The 14,718-nt window shown below is 69.8% G+C and carries 12 protein-coding genes; 4 read left to right on the forward strand and 8 right to left on the reverse strand.

Annotation, left to right across the window (positions count from 1 at the left end; translation table 11 throughout):
- Positions 1-19: 19 nt before the first annotated feature.
- From BM013_RS39185 to BM013_RS39195, 3 genes are all read right to left on the reverse strand, one after another.
- The gene (locus BM013_RS39185) at positions 20-1,528 is read right to left on the reverse strand and encodes an NCS1 family nucleobase:cation symporter-1 (RefSeq protein ID WP_093135940.1); all 1,509 of its coding nucleotides are present in this window, start codon (positions 1,526-1,528) and stop codon (positions 20-22) included.
- Positions 1,529-1,633: 105 nt separating this feature from the next.
- Positions 1,634-2,944, reverse strand: coding sequence for an NAD-dependent dihydropyrimidine dehydrogenase subunit PreA (gene preA / locus BM013_RS39190; RefSeq protein WP_093135942.1), 1,311 nt, complete (start codon positions 2,942-2,944; stop codon positions 1,634-1,636).
- Positions 2,945-3,014: 70 nt separating this feature from the next.
- Positions 3,015-4,388 carry an NAD(P)-dependent oxidoreductase gene (locus BM013_RS39195; protein WP_256221891.1) on the reverse strand — a complete coding sequence of 458 codons (1,374 nt, stop codon included), beginning with the start codon at positions 4,386-4,388 and terminating at the stop codon, positions 3,015-3,017.
- 260 nt (positions 4,389-4,648) lie between these two features.
- Between BM013_RS39195 and BM013_RS39200 the strand changes: the two genes are divergently transcribed.
- Both BM013_RS39200 and BM013_RS39205 read left to right on the forward strand, forming a co-directional pair.
- Complete coding sequence (locus BM013_RS39200; protein WP_093135944.1) at positions 4,649-6,091, forward strand: aminotransferase-like domain-containing protein; 1,443 nt, start codon at positions 4,649-4,651, stop codon at positions 6,089-6,091.
- Between the two features lie 61 nt (positions 6,092-6,152).
- Positions 6,153-6,809 (forward strand): TetR family transcriptional regulator C-terminal domain-containing protein, encoded by a 657-nt coding sequence (locus BM013_RS39205; RefSeq protein ID WP_093135946.1) that lies wholly within the window; start codon positions 6,153-6,155, stop codon positions 6,807-6,809.
- A 7-nt stretch (positions 6,810-6,816) separates the two neighbouring features.
- Here the strand turns inward: BM013_RS39205 and BM013_RS39210 are convergent, their stop codons facing one another.
- Together BM013_RS39210 and BM013_RS39215 are read right to left on the reverse strand one after the other, a co-directional pair.
- Complete coding sequence (locus tag BM013_RS39210) at positions 6,817-7,530, reverse strand: response regulator (protein ID WP_093135948.1); 714 nt, start codon at positions 7,528-7,530, stop codon at positions 6,817-6,819.
- Positions 7,527-9,113, reverse strand: coding sequence for an ATP-binding protein (locus tag BM013_RS39215; RefSeq protein WP_093135950.1), 1,587 nt, complete (start codon positions 9,111-9,113; stop codon positions 7,527-7,529). Before BM013_RS39215 ends, BM013_RS39210 begins: the two co-directional genes overlap by 4 nt.
- Positions 9,114-9,304: 191 nt before the next feature.
- Here BM013_RS39215 and BM013_RS41550 point away from each other — a divergent pair, with 191 nt between their 5' ends.
- Complete coding sequence (locus BM013_RS41550) at positions 9,305-9,460, forward strand: hypothetical protein (protein ID WP_177225699.1); 156 nt, start codon at positions 9,305-9,307, stop codon at positions 9,458-9,460.
- The gene (locus BM013_RS39220; RefSeq protein WP_093135953.1) at positions 9,457-10,410 is read left to right on the forward strand and encodes a dioxygenase family protein; all 954 of its coding nucleotides are present in this window, start codon (positions 9,457-9,459) and stop codon (positions 10,408-10,410) included. Before BM013_RS41550 ends, BM013_RS39220 begins: the two co-directional genes overlap by 4 nt.
- A gap of 46 nt (positions 10,411-10,456) precedes the next feature.
- Here BM013_RS39220 and BM013_RS39225 read toward each other — a convergent pair whose 3' ends face one another.
- The 3 genes from BM013_RS39225 to BM013_RS39235 all read right to left on the reverse strand — a co-directional run bounded on the left by BM013_RS39225 (position 10,457) and on the right by BM013_RS39235 (position 14,410).
- Positions 10,457-11,227 (reverse strand): response regulator transcription factor, encoded by a 771-nt coding sequence (locus BM013_RS39225; protein WP_093135955.1) that lies wholly within the window; start codon positions 11,225-11,227, stop codon positions 10,457-10,459.
- A 17-nt stretch (positions 11,228-11,244) separates the two neighbouring features.
- Positions 11,245-13,647, reverse strand: a complete 2,403-nt coding sequence (gene bamA, locus BM013_RS39230; protein WP_093135957.1) for an outer membrane protein assembly factor BamA — start codon at positions 13,645-13,647, stop codon at positions 11,245-11,247.
- A 76-nt stretch (positions 13,648-13,723) separates the two neighbouring features.
- On the reverse strand, positions 13,724-14,410 hold the full coding sequence (locus BM013_RS39235; RefSeq protein ID WP_093135958.1) for a nuclease-related domain-containing protein: 687 nt from the start codon (positions 14,408-14,410) through the stop codon (positions 13,724-13,726).
- Positions 14,411-14,718: the final 308 nt, after the last annotated feature.

The following is a 14,718-nucleotide window of genomic DNA, read 5'->3' on the forward strand; positions in this document are numbered from 1 at the left end:
GTTCCTTTTCTGAATGAGGTCAGCTGGGGTTCTTGAGGGGTGCGGCCAGGCCCTGGTGCTGCGGCGCGCGCGCCTTCATCAGCCCCAGGTACACCACGGCCGACAGCACGACGCCGACGAACCACGCGTAGGTGTAGATCGTCTTGAAGAGCTCGGGCGTCGATGGCACGGCCTGCGGAAAGGCCGCGTTGAGAAAGCCCGGAATGTTGGGCAGCACGCCGACGACGAAGGCCACCACCGCCGCCGTGTTCCAGCCGTTGCGGTAGCTGTAGGGGCCGGTGCCGCGGTACAGCGCATCGACGTCGAGCTCCTTGCGGCGCACGAAGTAGTAGTCGGCAATCAGGATGCCCGCCACCGGCCCGAGCAGCGCCGAGTAGCCGATGAGCCAGGTGAAGATGTAGCCCTGCGTGGTCTCCAGCACCTTCCAGGGCATCATCACGATCGCGATGCCGGCCGTGATGTAGCCGCCCTTGCGGTACGAGATCTTCTCGGGGTTGAGGGCCGAGAAGTCATAGGCCGGCCCCACCAGGTTGGCCGCCAGGTTCACGCTCACCGTGTCGATCAGCAGGATGAGCAGCGCAATCAGCACCGCCGCGCCCGTCATGCGGCTGGCCAGGTCCACCGGGTCCCACAGCGCCTTGCCGTAGATCACCACGGTGGCCGAGGTCACCATCACCGCCATCATCGCGAGCAGCCCCATGGGCGCGGGCAGGCCGATGACCTGGCCCACCACCTGGTCGCGCTGCGAGCGCGAGAAGCGGGTGAAGTCCGGAATGTTCAGTGCCAGCGTGGCCCAGAAGCCGACCATGGCCGTGAGCGAGGGCCAGAACACCGCCCAGAACAGCCCGGCTTTCTTGCCGCCGGGCTCGAACTGCGAGGGCTGCTCGAAGATGGGGCCGAGGCCGCCCGCGCGCTGCACGGCCCAGTAGAGCAGGGCGATGCACACGAGGATCTTCAGCGGTGCGGTGTAGGTCTCCAGCCGGCGGATCGACTCGATGCCGTGCACCACGAAGTACAGCTGGATCGCCCAGAAGATCAGGAAGCACACCAGCTGCGCGCCGTTGATGCCCAGCACCGGCAGCTTGTCGCCGCCCAGCGGCTGACCCATGAGCACGCCCACCAGCGTGTAGATCATCTCGCCGCCGAACCAGGTCTGGATGCCGTACCAGCCGCAGGCCACGATGGCGCGCAGCAGCGCGGGCAGCCGCGCGCCGCGCGTGCCGAACGAGGCGCGTGCCATCACCGCGTACGGAATGCCGTACTTCGCGCCCGCATGCCCGATGAGCAGCATCGGCACCAGCACGATGGCGTTGCCCAGGAACACCGTGAGCACCGCCTGGCTCCACGACATGCCGCCCTCGATCAGGCTGGCCGCCAGCGTGTAGGCGGGAATGCACATCACCATGCCCACCCACAGGGCCGCGAAGTGGTACCAGCGCCACGTTCGCTGGGCCAGCGTGGTGGGCGCGAGGTCTTCGTTCCAGAGGTTGGCGGCGGGGCCGCCGCCGTGCTGCGATGGGGTTGTCATGGGGGTTGTCTCCTGCACGTGTGTTGTGTTCTTGGCTATGTCGTTGTTCCCCTCCTGCCGCGGGCCCGGTCTGCGCCGGGCTGGGTCACTCATTCATTCGCCGGCTCAGGCATGGCCGTCGGCGCGCATGGGGTTGTTCGGGTGCGTGGTCCAGTTGGCGTACTGGGCGACCACCGGGTGGCCGGTGCGCGCGTCCATCTCGCCGGGCTTCAGGGTGCGCATCGACAGCGCGCCGGGCACCGGGCAGATCGACACGCACAGGTTGCAGCCCACGCACTCTTCTTCCTTCACCTCGAAGTAGCGCATGCCGTCCTTGGTGGCGCTGATGGCCTGGTGCGAGGTGTCTTCGCACACCACGTGGCAGCGTCCGCACTGGATGCAGGCGTCCTGGTGGATCACGGCCTTGTCGACGTGGTTCAGGTTGAGCTGCTTCCAGTCGGTGATGCTGCCGATGGCCCGGCCCTGCAGTTGCGCGAGGCTGGCGTAGCCCTTCTGGTCCATGAAGTTGGAGAGGCCGTCGCACAGGTCCTGCACGATCTTGAAGCCGTACACCATGGCGGCCGTGCACACCTGCACCGAGCCGCTGCCCAGCGCGATGAACTCCGCCGCGTCGCGCCAGGTCGACACGCCGCCGATGCCAGAGATGGGCAGCCCGGCGGTCTCTGGGTCGCGCGCGATCTCGGCCACCATGTGCAGCGCGATCGGCTTGGCACCGGGGCCGCAGTAGCCGCCGTGCGAGCCCATGCCGCCGGTGTTGGGGAGCATGGCCATCGCGTCCAGGTCCACGCCCATGATCGAGTTGATGGTGTTGATGAGGCTCACCGCATCGGCGCCGCCTTTCTTGGCGGCGCGCGCCGCGGGGCGGATGTCGGCCACGTTGGGCGTGAGCTTCACGATCAGCGGCAGCTTCGAATAGTGCTTGCACCACTCGGCCACCATCTGGATGTACTCGGGCACCTGGCCCACGGCCGCGCCCATGCCGCGCTCGCTCATGCCGTGCGGGCAGCCGAAGTTCAGCTCCAGGCCGTCGCAACCGGTGTCTTCCACCATCGGCAGGATGTTCTTCCACGATTCCTCGGTGCACGGCACCATCACCGAAGCGACCAGTGCGCGGTCGGGCCAGTTGCGCTTCACGCGCGTCATCTCTTCCAGGTTGGTGCGCAGGGGGCGGTCGGAAATCAGCTCGATGTTGTTGAAGCCGGTCACGCGGCGGTCGGCCGCATAGGACACGGCGTAGCGCGGGCCGTGCACGTTGACCACGTTCGGGTCTTCGCCCACGGTCTTCCACACCACGCCGCCCCAGCCGGCCTCGAAGGCGCGGACCACGTTGATCTCCTTGTCGGTGGGCGGCGCGGAGGCGAGCCAGAAGGGGTTGGGGCTGCGGATGCCCACGAAGTCGGTGCTCAGGTCTGCCATGTGAATTGCTCCTGTCGCGGCCATGCGCGAACGGGTGGATGTGGGAAGGGAAGGGTTGCGGCCGCTTGCGCTATGCGGCGGCGCGCAGGTGCCGGTCGATGGACAGCGCGGCCTGCTTGCCGTCTTCCACCGCCTCGACCGTGAGGTCGCGTCCGCCGAAGCGCGCGTCCCCGCCGGCCCACACTTTGGGCCGCGAGCTGCGGCATTCCGCGTCGGTGCTGATGCGCCCGCCCTGCAGCTGCACGCCGCTGTCTTCCAGCGCGGTGGCCACGAAGCTCTGGCCGATGGCGCACAGCACCATGTCGGCCGGGAGCGCGAGGCTCTCGCCGGTCTCCACCAGCTTGCCGCCGACCAGCGCGGTGCGCGCGAAGTCGATGCCGCGCAGCACGCCGCCCTTGGCGCGCAGGGCCTTCGGCGCGGCCCAGTGGATGATGCGCACGCCGTTCTCCTTGGCCCAGCTCTGCTCGTCGACCGAGGCGCCCATGGCCTCGGCGCCGCGCCGGTAGACGATGCTCACGTCTTCCGCGCCCAGCTTGCGCGACTGCACGGCGGCATCCACGGCGGTCATGCCGCCGCCGATCACCACCACGTGCCGGCCGATGGCCACGTCCGCCGGCGACGCGGCCTGGCGCAGCTCGGCGATGAAGTCGACCGCGTCGCGCACGCCGGCCTGCTCGCCCAGGCCCAGCGTGTTCACGCCGGCCAGGCCGAGGCCGAGGAACACCGCGTCGTAGTCGTGGGCCAGTGCGTCCAGGTGCAGCTCGCGGCCCAGCGCATGGTGGTTGCGCACCTCGATGCCGCCGACCGACAGCAGCCACTCGATCTCGCGCTGTGCAAAGCCGTCCACCGTCTTGTAGCTGGCCAGGCCGTACTCGTTCAGGCCGCCGAGCTTGGGGCGCGCGTCGAACAGCACCACCTGGTGGCCCAGCACCGCGAGCCGGTGCGCGCAGGCCAGGCCCGCGGGGCCCGCGCCCACCACCGCCACGCGCCGGCCGGTGTCGGCCGCGCGCACGAACAGCGGCGTGCCGGGCGCGTCGAAGAAGGCGTCGGTCGCGTGGCGCTGCAGCAGGCCGATTTCCACCGGCTTGCTCTCGTTGGTGTTGCGCACGCAGGCCTGCTCGCACAGCACCTCGGTCGGGCAGACGCGCGCGCACATGCCGCCCAGCGGGTTCTCCTCCAGGATGGCGCGGGCCGCGCCGCGCAGGTTGCCGTCGGCAATGCGGCGGATGAAGGTGGGAATGTCGATGCCGGTGGGGCAGGCCGTCTGGCAGGGCGCGTCGTAGCAGTAGTAGCAACGCTCGGCCTCGATGTTGGCCTGCACCACGTTCAGCGGCGGGTGGGCGTCGCAGAAGTTCTTGGCGTACTGCGCGGGGGCCAGGCGGCCGGCGCGCACATCGGAGGCGATGTGGGCGGTGGGCGCGACGGAGTTCATCGTGCTGCTCATGGGCGTTCAGGCTCCAGGATCGTGGTGGGGATCTGTTGCGACACGAGGGAGCTGGCCCTCGTGAAGTTTGACCAAGTGGTCGAATGTCGCGATGATTCAGCAAACAAGGGGTGCCGCCCATACACAGTTGGCGCGGCAGGCGAGAAAGTGTTTGCTGCCGCTCGCCGTGCTGTTTGGTGCACCGGCCAGCACGGTTCCTTCGGGCAAACCCTCTCTTTCGCCAACCCCGGAGCCGTTCGAGCTTCGAAGGAGACACCGCGATGCAGAGTTCACGCAACGCCTCGGCGCTGCACGTGCCCGCAACCTCCGGCGCCGGCTGGATGCAGGGCCTGATGGGCGAGATGGACGAGGCCGCCCCCGGCCTCGGGCTCGCGCAGCGCCTGGTAGTGGGCGTGGAGTTGCGCGTGACCGACGGGCGCCTGGCACCCGGCACCAAGATGCCCTCGGTGCGCGCGCTCGCGGGCAAGCTGGGCATCAGCACCTTCACCGTCACCGAGTCGTACAGCGCGTTGCGCGCGCGCTCGGTGCTGGCCTCGCGCCCGGGCAGCGGCTACTACGTGCTGCACCGGCCCGCGCGCCTGGCCGACGAGGTGGTGCCGCGCATCGCCGATGCGTCTTCCGGGCATGACCGCCCGCCGCCTGCCGAGTACCGCGGCGACGAACTGGTGCGCGAAGCCATGCGCCGCGTGGCGCGCGCCGCGCCCGACTGGGACGGCGGCGCGCGGCCCAGCTTCGGCCTGCCGCGCCTGCGCGAGCTGATCGCCGCGCGCCATCGCGCCGAACTGCCCGGGCTGGCGCCGCAGCAGGTGATGACGGCCGCCGGCAGCCTGGGCGCCGCCATGTGCCTGCTGCAGGCCTGGACCGCGCCCGGCGACGCGGTGCTGCTTGAGTCGCCCGCCTCGCGCCAGCTGCGCAACCTGGTGCTGACGCTGGGGCGGCGCATTCTCGAAGTGCCGCGGCGCGGCGGCTGCCTCGACGTCGCCGCGCTCGATGGCCTCGCGCCGCTGCTGCCTGCCGAAGGCCGCCAGCGGCTGCTGTTCCTCTCGACCGCCGTGTCCAACCCCCTGGGCATCTGCATGAGCCTGCAAGGCGCGCACCAGGCGTTGCAGTCCGCCGAGCGGCACGACCTGTGCGTGATCGAGCTCGACACCTGGCGCGGTCTCTCGCCGCTGCAGGCGCCCAGCCTCGCGGCCATGGACGGGCTGCAGCGCGTGGTGCAGGTCGGCGGCGTGTCGACCACGCTGTCGGCCAAGCTGCGGCTCGCGCATGTGCTGCTGCCGCAGCGCTGGGCCGACGACCCCGTGCTGCGCTGCCTGCACACCACGCTCGGCCCGAGCGAGTTCGAGGAGCGCGTGGCCTGCGAGGTGCTGTGCGATGCGGGTTACCCGCGCTTCCTGCAGAAGCTCAACACCGCGCTGAAGATCGCGGGCGAACGCACGCTGTCGCTGTTGACCGGTGCCGGCCTGCAGGCGCTGCACGCACCCGACGGCGGCCCGTTCCTGTGTGCCGGCTGGCCGCCCGGCAGCGAGCCGCGCCCGACCGTCGACGCCGTGCTGCAGGAGGCGCGCAAGCAAGGCCTGCCGCTGGCGGCGGCGACCGACTTCGGCGCCGCGCCGCAGCCGCTGGCCTGGTACCGCTTCAACGTCACGCAGTGCGGCGACGAGCGGCTGGTGCGCTTCCTGGCGCGGATGAAGAACCCATGAGCACCGCGCCGGGCCGCCCCGAGCAAGCTCGCACCGCAACGCGCAGCGTGGAGGTTGTCTGATGAGCGTGGTGCGCCCCCCCGCCGTCAAGCGCCAGGCACGCCGCCAGAACCTGGAGAGCGCCATCCTCGCCGTGGCGCAGGAGCGCTTCGCGGTGCATGGCTATGGCGGCGTGTCGGTGGACGACATCGCGGCCGACGCGGGCATCTCCAAGCAGAGCCTGCTGTATTACTTTCCCTCGAAGAAGGCGCTGTACCGGCGTGTCTTCAACGACGTGCTCGACTCGTGGCTGTCCAACCTCGACAGCCTGGCCGCCGCCGACCTCGACCCGTACGCCGCGCTGGAGCGCTACGTCACGCAGAAGCTGCAGTTCTCGTACGACCACCCCTCGGGCTCGCGCCTGTTCGCGCAGGAGATCATCTCGCAGGCACCGCAGTGCGCCGACGACATCGAGGCCAAGCTGGTGCCCGCGTTCCGTGCCGAGGCCGCCGTGCTGCAGCGCTGGATGGCGCGGGGCGACGTGCAGCCGCTGCCCGTGGCGCACCTGCTGTTCACGCTGTGGGCGATGACGCAGACCTACGCCGACTTCGCGTGGCAGATGCGCATGCTGCTGGGCAAGAAGGCGCTGGAGCCCGAAGACTTCGAGCAGGCGCGAGAGACCGTCATGCGCATGCTCGAGGGCGCGCTGGGATTGAAACGGAAACCGGCGGCGTCCTGAAGTACGCCTACGCCGGCACCGGCGCTTCCCACGCAAAGCCCACGCCGTACACCGACCGTATCCAGTCGTGCGCGGGCGTCACCGCGCCGAGCTTGCGGCGCAGGTTCTTCACGTGGCTGTCGATGGCGCGTTCGGTCACGTCCACCGTGTCGTCGTAGGCCAGTTCCAGCAGGCGGGCGCGCGAGAAGATGCGCCCCGGGTGCCGCGACAGCACCTGCAGCAGCCCGAACTCGCGCCGCGTGAGGTTCAGCGGCGTGCCTTCGAGCGAGGCGCGCCAGTGCACGTCGTCCAGCACCAGGCCGGGTGCGTCGTCCTGCGAGGCCGGGCCCGATCCCGACCCCTGCCCGCCGAAGGCCGGCCCGGCGGTGCGCCGCAGCACGGCGCGCACCCGCGCCACCAGCTCGCGCGGCGAGAAGGGCTTGCACACGTAGTCGTCGGCGCCCAGCTCCAGCCCCAGCAGGCGGTCGACCTCCTCGATGCGCGCGGTCAGCATGATGATCGGGTGCGCCGTGTGCTCGCGCGCGCGGCGCAGCACCTCCACGCCGTCCAGCCGCGGCAGCATGATGTCGAGCAGCGTGAGCTCGGGCGGCGCCGCCACGATGCTGTCGAGCGCGCTCTGCCCGTCGGTGAAGTGGGTGGTTTCGTAGCCCGCGTGGCGCAGGTAGTCCTGCACCACCGAGGCGATGTCGATTTCGTCTTCGACGATGACGATGCGTGTCATGACGATGCAGCCAGTGGAAGGGTGAGGGTCACGCGCAGCCCGCCCAGCGGCGAGGCCGACGCGTCGATGGTGCCGCCGTGCGCCTCGATGGTGGCGCGGCAGATCGACAGGCCCAGCCCGGAGCCGCCGTGCTCGCGGCTGCGCGAGCTCTCGCCGCGGAACAGGCGGTCGAACAGGCGCGGCAGCTCGCTGTCGGGCACGCCGGGCGAGCTGTCGTCGAACAGCAGCGTGAGGCAGTTGCCGGTCCACGGGCCTTCGACCGTGACGTCGATGCGCAGCGCGCCGCCTTCGTCGGTGTAGGCCAGCGTGTTCTCCAGCAGGTTCATGAACACCTGGTGCAGCCGGTGCGCGTCGCCCTCCACGGTGGGCTGAGACAGGGTGTCGATGCGGTCGACGGCCTGGCGGTCAACCTCGATGCCGCGCTTGGCGAAGCGGTCGCGCGTGTGGTCGAGCGCTTCCTTGAGCAGCGACAGCGGGTACACGGTGGCCGTGAGCAGGTCGCTCTGCGGCTCGCGCATGCTGCTGCGCAGGTCGTCCACCAGCTGGCCCAGGCGGATCACCTGGCGGTGCAGGCGCAGCGCGGTGCGTTCGTCGAAGGTGCGCACGCCGTCCTGCAGCGCCTCGATCTCCGCGCGCATGGCGGCCAGCGGTGTGCGCAGCTCGTGCGCGGCGTCGGCCAGCCAGGCGCGGCGCGAGGCCTCGACCGTGTCCAGCCGCTGCGCCATGTCGTTGAAGGTCTTGCCCAGCAGCGCGAGCTCGTCGGAGCCCTGCACCGCCACGCGCGTGGAAAGCCGGCCGCGCGCCACGTCCTGCGCGGCCTGCGTGAGTTCGTCGATGGGGCGGAACCAGCGCCGCGCCAGCAGCCACGACAGCACCAGCGCAAAGCCCAGGCCGCACAGGCCCGTGAGCACGATCACGCCCGACTGCCGCGCGATGAAGGCACGGTCGGCCTCGCTCTCCAGCCCCTGCACCGGCGCGAGCGCCAGGTAGCCGATGACCGACTTGTTGTGCCGGATCGGCATGCGCGCGGCGTTGGCCAGGTCGATGTCGGCGCCCACCACGCGCGCGCCGCGCGCGTCGAGCACGGCGATGCGCTGGAAGATGGAGTCGTGCATGCCGCGCGGATCGGGGAACAGCCACGGCGGCGGCATGCCCGGGATGCCGGGTGCGCGACGCGGCAGCAGGTCGAGTTGCGCGGACGACGGCATGGGCGGCGGGCCGCCGTCGGGCGGGCTGTCCGGCGGGGGCGCTGCGCGCATGGCCCGGTACTCGTACCAGGGCGGCAACCGGCGCTCGTCGCCGTTGGCGGCGGCGCTGTCGAGCACGTTGGCGAAGCGGCCCATCTGCAGGCGCTGCCAGGCTTCCTCGTTGTCGCGCAGGTTCTTCCAGTCGCCGTTGGCCACGTAGTGCTTGAGCACCAGCTGCGAGAGCCAGTCCATGCGGCGGATCTCGATCTCGGCCACGTAGGAGCCCAGGCCGCGCTGCAGCGCAATGATCGACAGGCCCGCGAAGCTGATGAGCAGCACGATCAGCAGGGCGGCCAGCGCCAGGAAGATCTTGCGGGAAAGGGTCAGTTGCGGCATGGGCACGGGGGAGGCATGGCCGCATTCTGCGGCATGCATGGGCGGTCGGGCAGGCGGGGAAAGGGCGGGAGAAAGGGCGTGTTCGGGGGGAGAAAGCCGATGATGTGGCCGGAATGTGGAGGAAATTGGGAGAATTTCCGCGCCAAGGGTTTCTCCATTTTTTCTCCCGGATCCGGCCGCAGCATGGCCGCATGAATCCGACGCTGAGCTTTGCGCTGCTGGGGGCGATCACCGTGTTCTTCTGGCTGGTCGCCCAGGCATGGACGCTGCTGGTCCTGTGGGCCGAAGGCTGCGTCACGCGCCCGGCCGTTCCCGGGTCGATCCACGAGGAGGAGAGAAAACCATGACACATCCGGACCCCGCCATCGGCCGCCGCGGCCTGCTGGCCACGCTCGGCGCCACGGCACTGGGCGGCGTTTCCACCCGCCCCGCGCACGCCGCGCACGCTGCGCAAGCTGCCCAGGCTGCCCAGGCTGCCCAGGCCGCCCCGGCCAACCTTCCTCTGACCGCGCAGACCACCGAAGGCCCCTACTACCTGGACGTCGCCCAGGTCCGCCAGGACGTCACCGAGGGCCTCGAAGGCGTGCCGCTGGACGTGCGCTTCACCGTGTGCGACACGGCGGGCAAGCCGCTGCCCAGGCTGCGCGTGGACCTGTGGCATTGCGATGCGCAGGGGCGTTACTCGGGCTTTGCCGGGCAGGGCGACGACCGGGCGGGCGGGTTCGAGGGCAAGACCTTCCTGCGCGGCAGCCAGTTCACCGGCCGCGAGGGCACGGCCGCGTTCACCACCGTCTACCCGGGCTGGTACGCCGGGCGCACCACGCACATCCACATGAAGGTGCTCAACGGCGCGCGCGCCGTGCTCACCTCGCAGTTCTTCCTGCCCGACGCGCTCAGCGAATTTCTCTACACGCAGGTCTCGCTGTACAAGCGCGCCCGGGTGCGCGACACGCTCAACAGCGTCGACGGCATTGCGCTGCGGGCCGGCGACACCGTGCTCGGCGCGGTGCGCGAGGAGCGCCAGCGCTACGTGGCCACGCTCGCGCTGGTGGTCGACCCGGCCGCGAACCCGGTGGTCGATCGGCCGCCCCGGTCCGGCGGCATGCCGCCGTCGGGAGCGATGCCGGGCATGCCTTCGCCCGGCGCGGCGTCGGGCATGCCCCCGCCCAGCGCAACGGGCATGCCCCCCGGCACGCAAGGCATGCCGATGGGCGGCGGCCCGGGTCCCATGCGTCCTCGCGCGCTGGAAGGCGCCGCGCGCATCAAGGCGCTGGTGCCGCCACGCGCCGCCGGCTGAGCCGGTGCACGCTGTTCACCCCGCCGGCTGAGCCGGTGCGTGCTGTTCACGCCGCCGGCCGCTCCGCAAAGCTGAAGCCCACGCCGTAGACCGAGCGGATCCAGTCGTGCGCGGGCGCGGCGGCCGCGAGCTTCTTGCGCAGGTTCTTGATGTGGCCGTCGACCGCGCGCTCGTTCACGTCCAGCGCTTCCGCAAACGCCACCTCCAGCAGCTTCGAGCGTGTGAGCACCCGCCCCGGCGCACGCGACAGCGCGCGCAGCAGCAGCAACTCGCGCCGCGTGAGCGACAGCGGCCGGCCTTCCAGGCTCGCGTTGCCGCGCGCATCCGTGAAACCCACCACCGCCGACGGCCGGGCGGCCTCGTTGCGTTGCGCATGCCGGCGCAGCACCGTGTTCACGCGCGCCACCACCTCGCGCGGCGAGAAGGGCTTGCACACGTAGTCGTCGGCGCCCATGTCGAGCGCGCGCAGCCGGTCTTCCTCGTGCGCGCGCGCCGTCAGCATGATGATCGGGTGGTTGCTGTGCGAGCGCACCCTGGCCAGCACGTCGATGCCGTCTGCTACGCCCTCCGTGCCTCCTGTGCCTCCTGTGCCTCCGGTGCCTCCGGTGCCTCTTGCGCCCCCGGTGCCTTCCACGCGCGGCAGCACGATGTCCAGCAGCGTGAGCGCCGGCGGCGCCGTCAGGATGCGCTCCAGCGCCGCCGCGCCGTCCTCGATCTGCTCGACCTCGTAGCCCGCGCCGTGCAGGTGCGAGCGCAGCAGGCAGGCGCTGTCGTTGTCGCTGTCGCGCCCGTCTTCCACCAGCAGGATGCGGCCCATGGTCGTGGTTCTCCTGTTCAGAAAGACGTGCCGATCTGGAACTGGAAGCGCTGCGTGCGGTCGGCCGCGATGTTGTTGGCCGTGTCCTCCTTCTGGTAGAGCAGCGGCACCGCATAGGCCAGCCGCAGCGGCCCGAGCGGCGAGATCCAGCTGATGCCGATGCCGGCCGACGCGCGCAGGCGGTTCTGCGCCTTCCACTGCGCGTCGGTCATGCTGGCCGTGCGGTCGGCGAACACGTTGCCCGCGTCCATGAAGGTGTACATGCGCAGCGTCTTGTCGTTGCCCGCGCCGGGGAAGGGCGTGGAGAACTCCATGTTGAAGATCGCCTTGCGCGTGCCGCCGAGCGCGCCGCCGGTCACCGCGTCGGTCGGGCCCAGCGAGTTCTGCTCGAAGCCGCGAATCGAGCCCAGGCCGCCCGCGTAGAAGTTCTTGAAGATCGGGTACGTGCTGCTGCCCAGTGCGCGCGCATAGCCCAGCTGGCCGTTGATGGCCAGCGTGTACTGCTTGGACAACGGAAAGTACTGCTGGTACTGGTAGTTCGACTTCATGTAGCGCAGGTCGCTGCCCACCCCCACCTCGAGGCTGGCGCTTTGCAGCTTGCCGCGCGTGGGCACCAGCGCGCTGTCGCGGTCGTCGCGCGACCAGCCCAGCGTGGCCGGGATGCCGACGATGCTCGAGTTCGAGCAGCTCACGCTCGGCACGGTGCCCGTGCACTTGAAGTAGTCCAGGTAGGCCTGCGGCGTGGCCGTGTACACGTAGGAGCCGTCGACCAGCGTGTAGGTGCCGTTGGTGCCGGGCGTGAACGAATAGCGCTCCACGCCGATGCCCAGGAACACCGTGTCCTGCTCGCCCACCGGGAAGCCGAAGCGCACCGAGCCGCCGTCGCTCGCGAGCTTGTAGTTGCCGTCGGCCTCGTAGTAGGGCCGCGTGGTGGTGTGGAACACGTTCAGCGTGCGCGAGATGCCGTCCTTGGTGAAGTACGGGTCGGTGGCCGTGAGCGAGATGGTGCGGTTGTACGAGCTGGTGTTCACGTTCAGCCCCAGCGAGTTGCCGCTGCCGAACACGTTCTCCTGCGTGATGCCGAAGGTCAGCGACACCTTGTCGGTCGACGAGTAGCCCGCGCCCAGCTGCAGCGAGCCGGTCGGCTTCTCGGCCACGGTCACCGCCAGGTCGACCTGGTCGGGCGAGCCGGGCACGTCGACGGTGTCGACGTTCACGTCGGTGAAGAAGCCCAGGCGGTCCACGCGGTCGCGCGAGGCGCGGATCTTGTTGCCGTCGTACCAGGCGCCTTCGTACTGGCGGAACTCGCGGCGGATCACCTCGTCGCGCGTCCTGGCGTTGCCGCCGATGTTGATGCGCCGCACGTACGCGCGGCGCGAGGCCTCGGCGCTCAGCACCAGCGTGACGCGGTTGTTCACGCGGTCGATCTCCGGCTCGGCCTTCACGCGCGCGAAGGCGTAGCCGAAGGTGCCGAAGTAATCGGTGAAGGCCTTGGTGGTGGCCGCGACCTCCTCGCCGTTGTACGGCGCGCCGGGGCGGATGGCCACCAGCGTCTTGAACTCGTTCTCGCGGCCCATGTAGTCGCCCGCCAGCTTCACGCCGGCCACCACGAACTTCTGGCCTTCGGTGATGTTGATGGTGAGCGTCAGCGTCTGCCGGTCGGGCGAGATCGCCACCTGCGTCGAGTCGATGCGGAACTCCAGGTAACCGCGCGTGATGTAGTAGGAGCGCAGCGTCTCCAGGTCGCCGTTGAACCTGGTGCGCGAGTACTGGTTCGACTTGGTGTACCAGTCGAGCCAGCCGCCGCTGTCCTGGTCGAACAGGTCGAGCAGCGTGCTCTCGCTGAAGGCCTTGGCGCCCACCACGTGCACGTCCTTGATGCGCGCGGACTCGCCCTCGGTCACGGTGAAGGTCAGGTTCACGCGGTTGTTCTCCAGCGGCGTGACGGTGGTGATCACCTGGGCGTTGTAGAGGCTGCGGCCGATGTACTGCCGCTTGAGTTCCTGTTCCGCGCGGTCGGCCAGCGCCTTGTCGTAGGCCTGCCCGTCGGCCAGGCCCACCTCGCGCAGCGCCTTCTGCAGCGCGGCCTTGTCGAACTCCTTGGTGCCGACGAAGTCGACGTCGGCGATGGTGGGGCGCTCTTCGACCACCACCACCAGCACGTTGCCGTTCACGTCGATGCGCACGTCCTTGAACAGGCCGAGCTTGAAGAGCTCGCGGATGGCGTTGCTGCCGCGTTCGTCGTTGTAGGTGTCGCCGGCCTTCAGGCCCATGGTGGCGAAGACCGTGCCGGGCTCCACGCGCTGCAGGCCTTCGAGGCGGATGTCCCTGACGGTGAACGGATCGACGGCCCAGGCGGGAAGCGAGGCCAGTGAGGCAAGCAGCACGGCGGCCGCTGCAAGGGACTTCGGTAAGTGCATGGCCGCATGGTCATGGCCAATGTCGGAGAAATTTGGGACTTCCCCGCGGCCGCCGGGGCTGTGCTGTGTCTTTACGTTACTGCAACCCCATGGCGTTTGCACCCGGCCATGCCGGTGCGGCGAGCACGGTTGCGCCCGGGTTGGCGTTTGCCGTGACGCCGCTTCGCTCGCGGCAGTTCTGCAGATGGTCGTCCAGCGTCAGCTCGCCCTGGATCTCGAGCAGCCGCTCCACCGTGCGGTCGACGCCTTGCGCGTCGAGCAGGCGGTAGGTGCGCGCGGTGCGCCCGTTGTTGCGCACCAGCCGTGCGATGTACGGCAGGTCCTGCTGCGTGATGACGGCCGCCGGCATCACGCCTTCGAGCTCGATGCCTTCGCACGGCAGCAGCACGAAGTACTGCAGCCGCAGGTCGTCGGGCAGCATGCTGCGCAGCTGCGTCGTCTTGCGCCCGCCCTGCCATGCGGGGTCTTTCACCTCGCGCGCGTTCTGGCAGCCGTTCAGCCGCAGGAACCAGCGCGGCGGCGACTGGTCGGACTTCTTGCGGTAGACGAAGGCGTTGCGCCACGCCTTGATCTCGAACAGGTAGACGCCGGTCTCGCACACCAGCACCGCGTCGATGCGCGCGGTGCGCACCGCATGCCCCTCGGGCATGGGGATCACGAGGTTGCGAAGAATCCGCAGGTGGGAAAAGGCGGGGCTGAAAGCGTTGGCGAGCTGTTGCGCGCCCAGTGACGAGGCGATGGTGCTTTGCAAGGCAATGGTCATGGAGGGCTCCTTCGGTGGCACAGCATCGCGCGGCTTTTGGGAGATTTCTTGTGCGAGGTGTGTCCGGTGGTGGCGCGGGCGGCGCTCGGGCCCGGTTCGGGGCTTTGCACGCAAACAACATCCCGTGCAAAGACCCGGCATTCACAAGATTCCTCCGAATTTGAACGAGACCATGCGTCTCGGCTGCTCGATGAAGAGCCGCTGACAACGGAGAACCTGAATGAAGAAAACCCTCACGGCATTCGCTGCCCTGGCCGTCTGCGGCCTGGCTTCTGCCCAATCGTCCGTCACGCTGTTCGGTGTCGTCG

It is taken from the genome of Variovorax sp. OK605 (genome assembly GCF_900115445.1).
Classification (GTDB): Bacteria; Pseudomonadota; Gammaproteobacteria; order Burkholderiales; family Burkholderiaceae_C; genus Variovorax.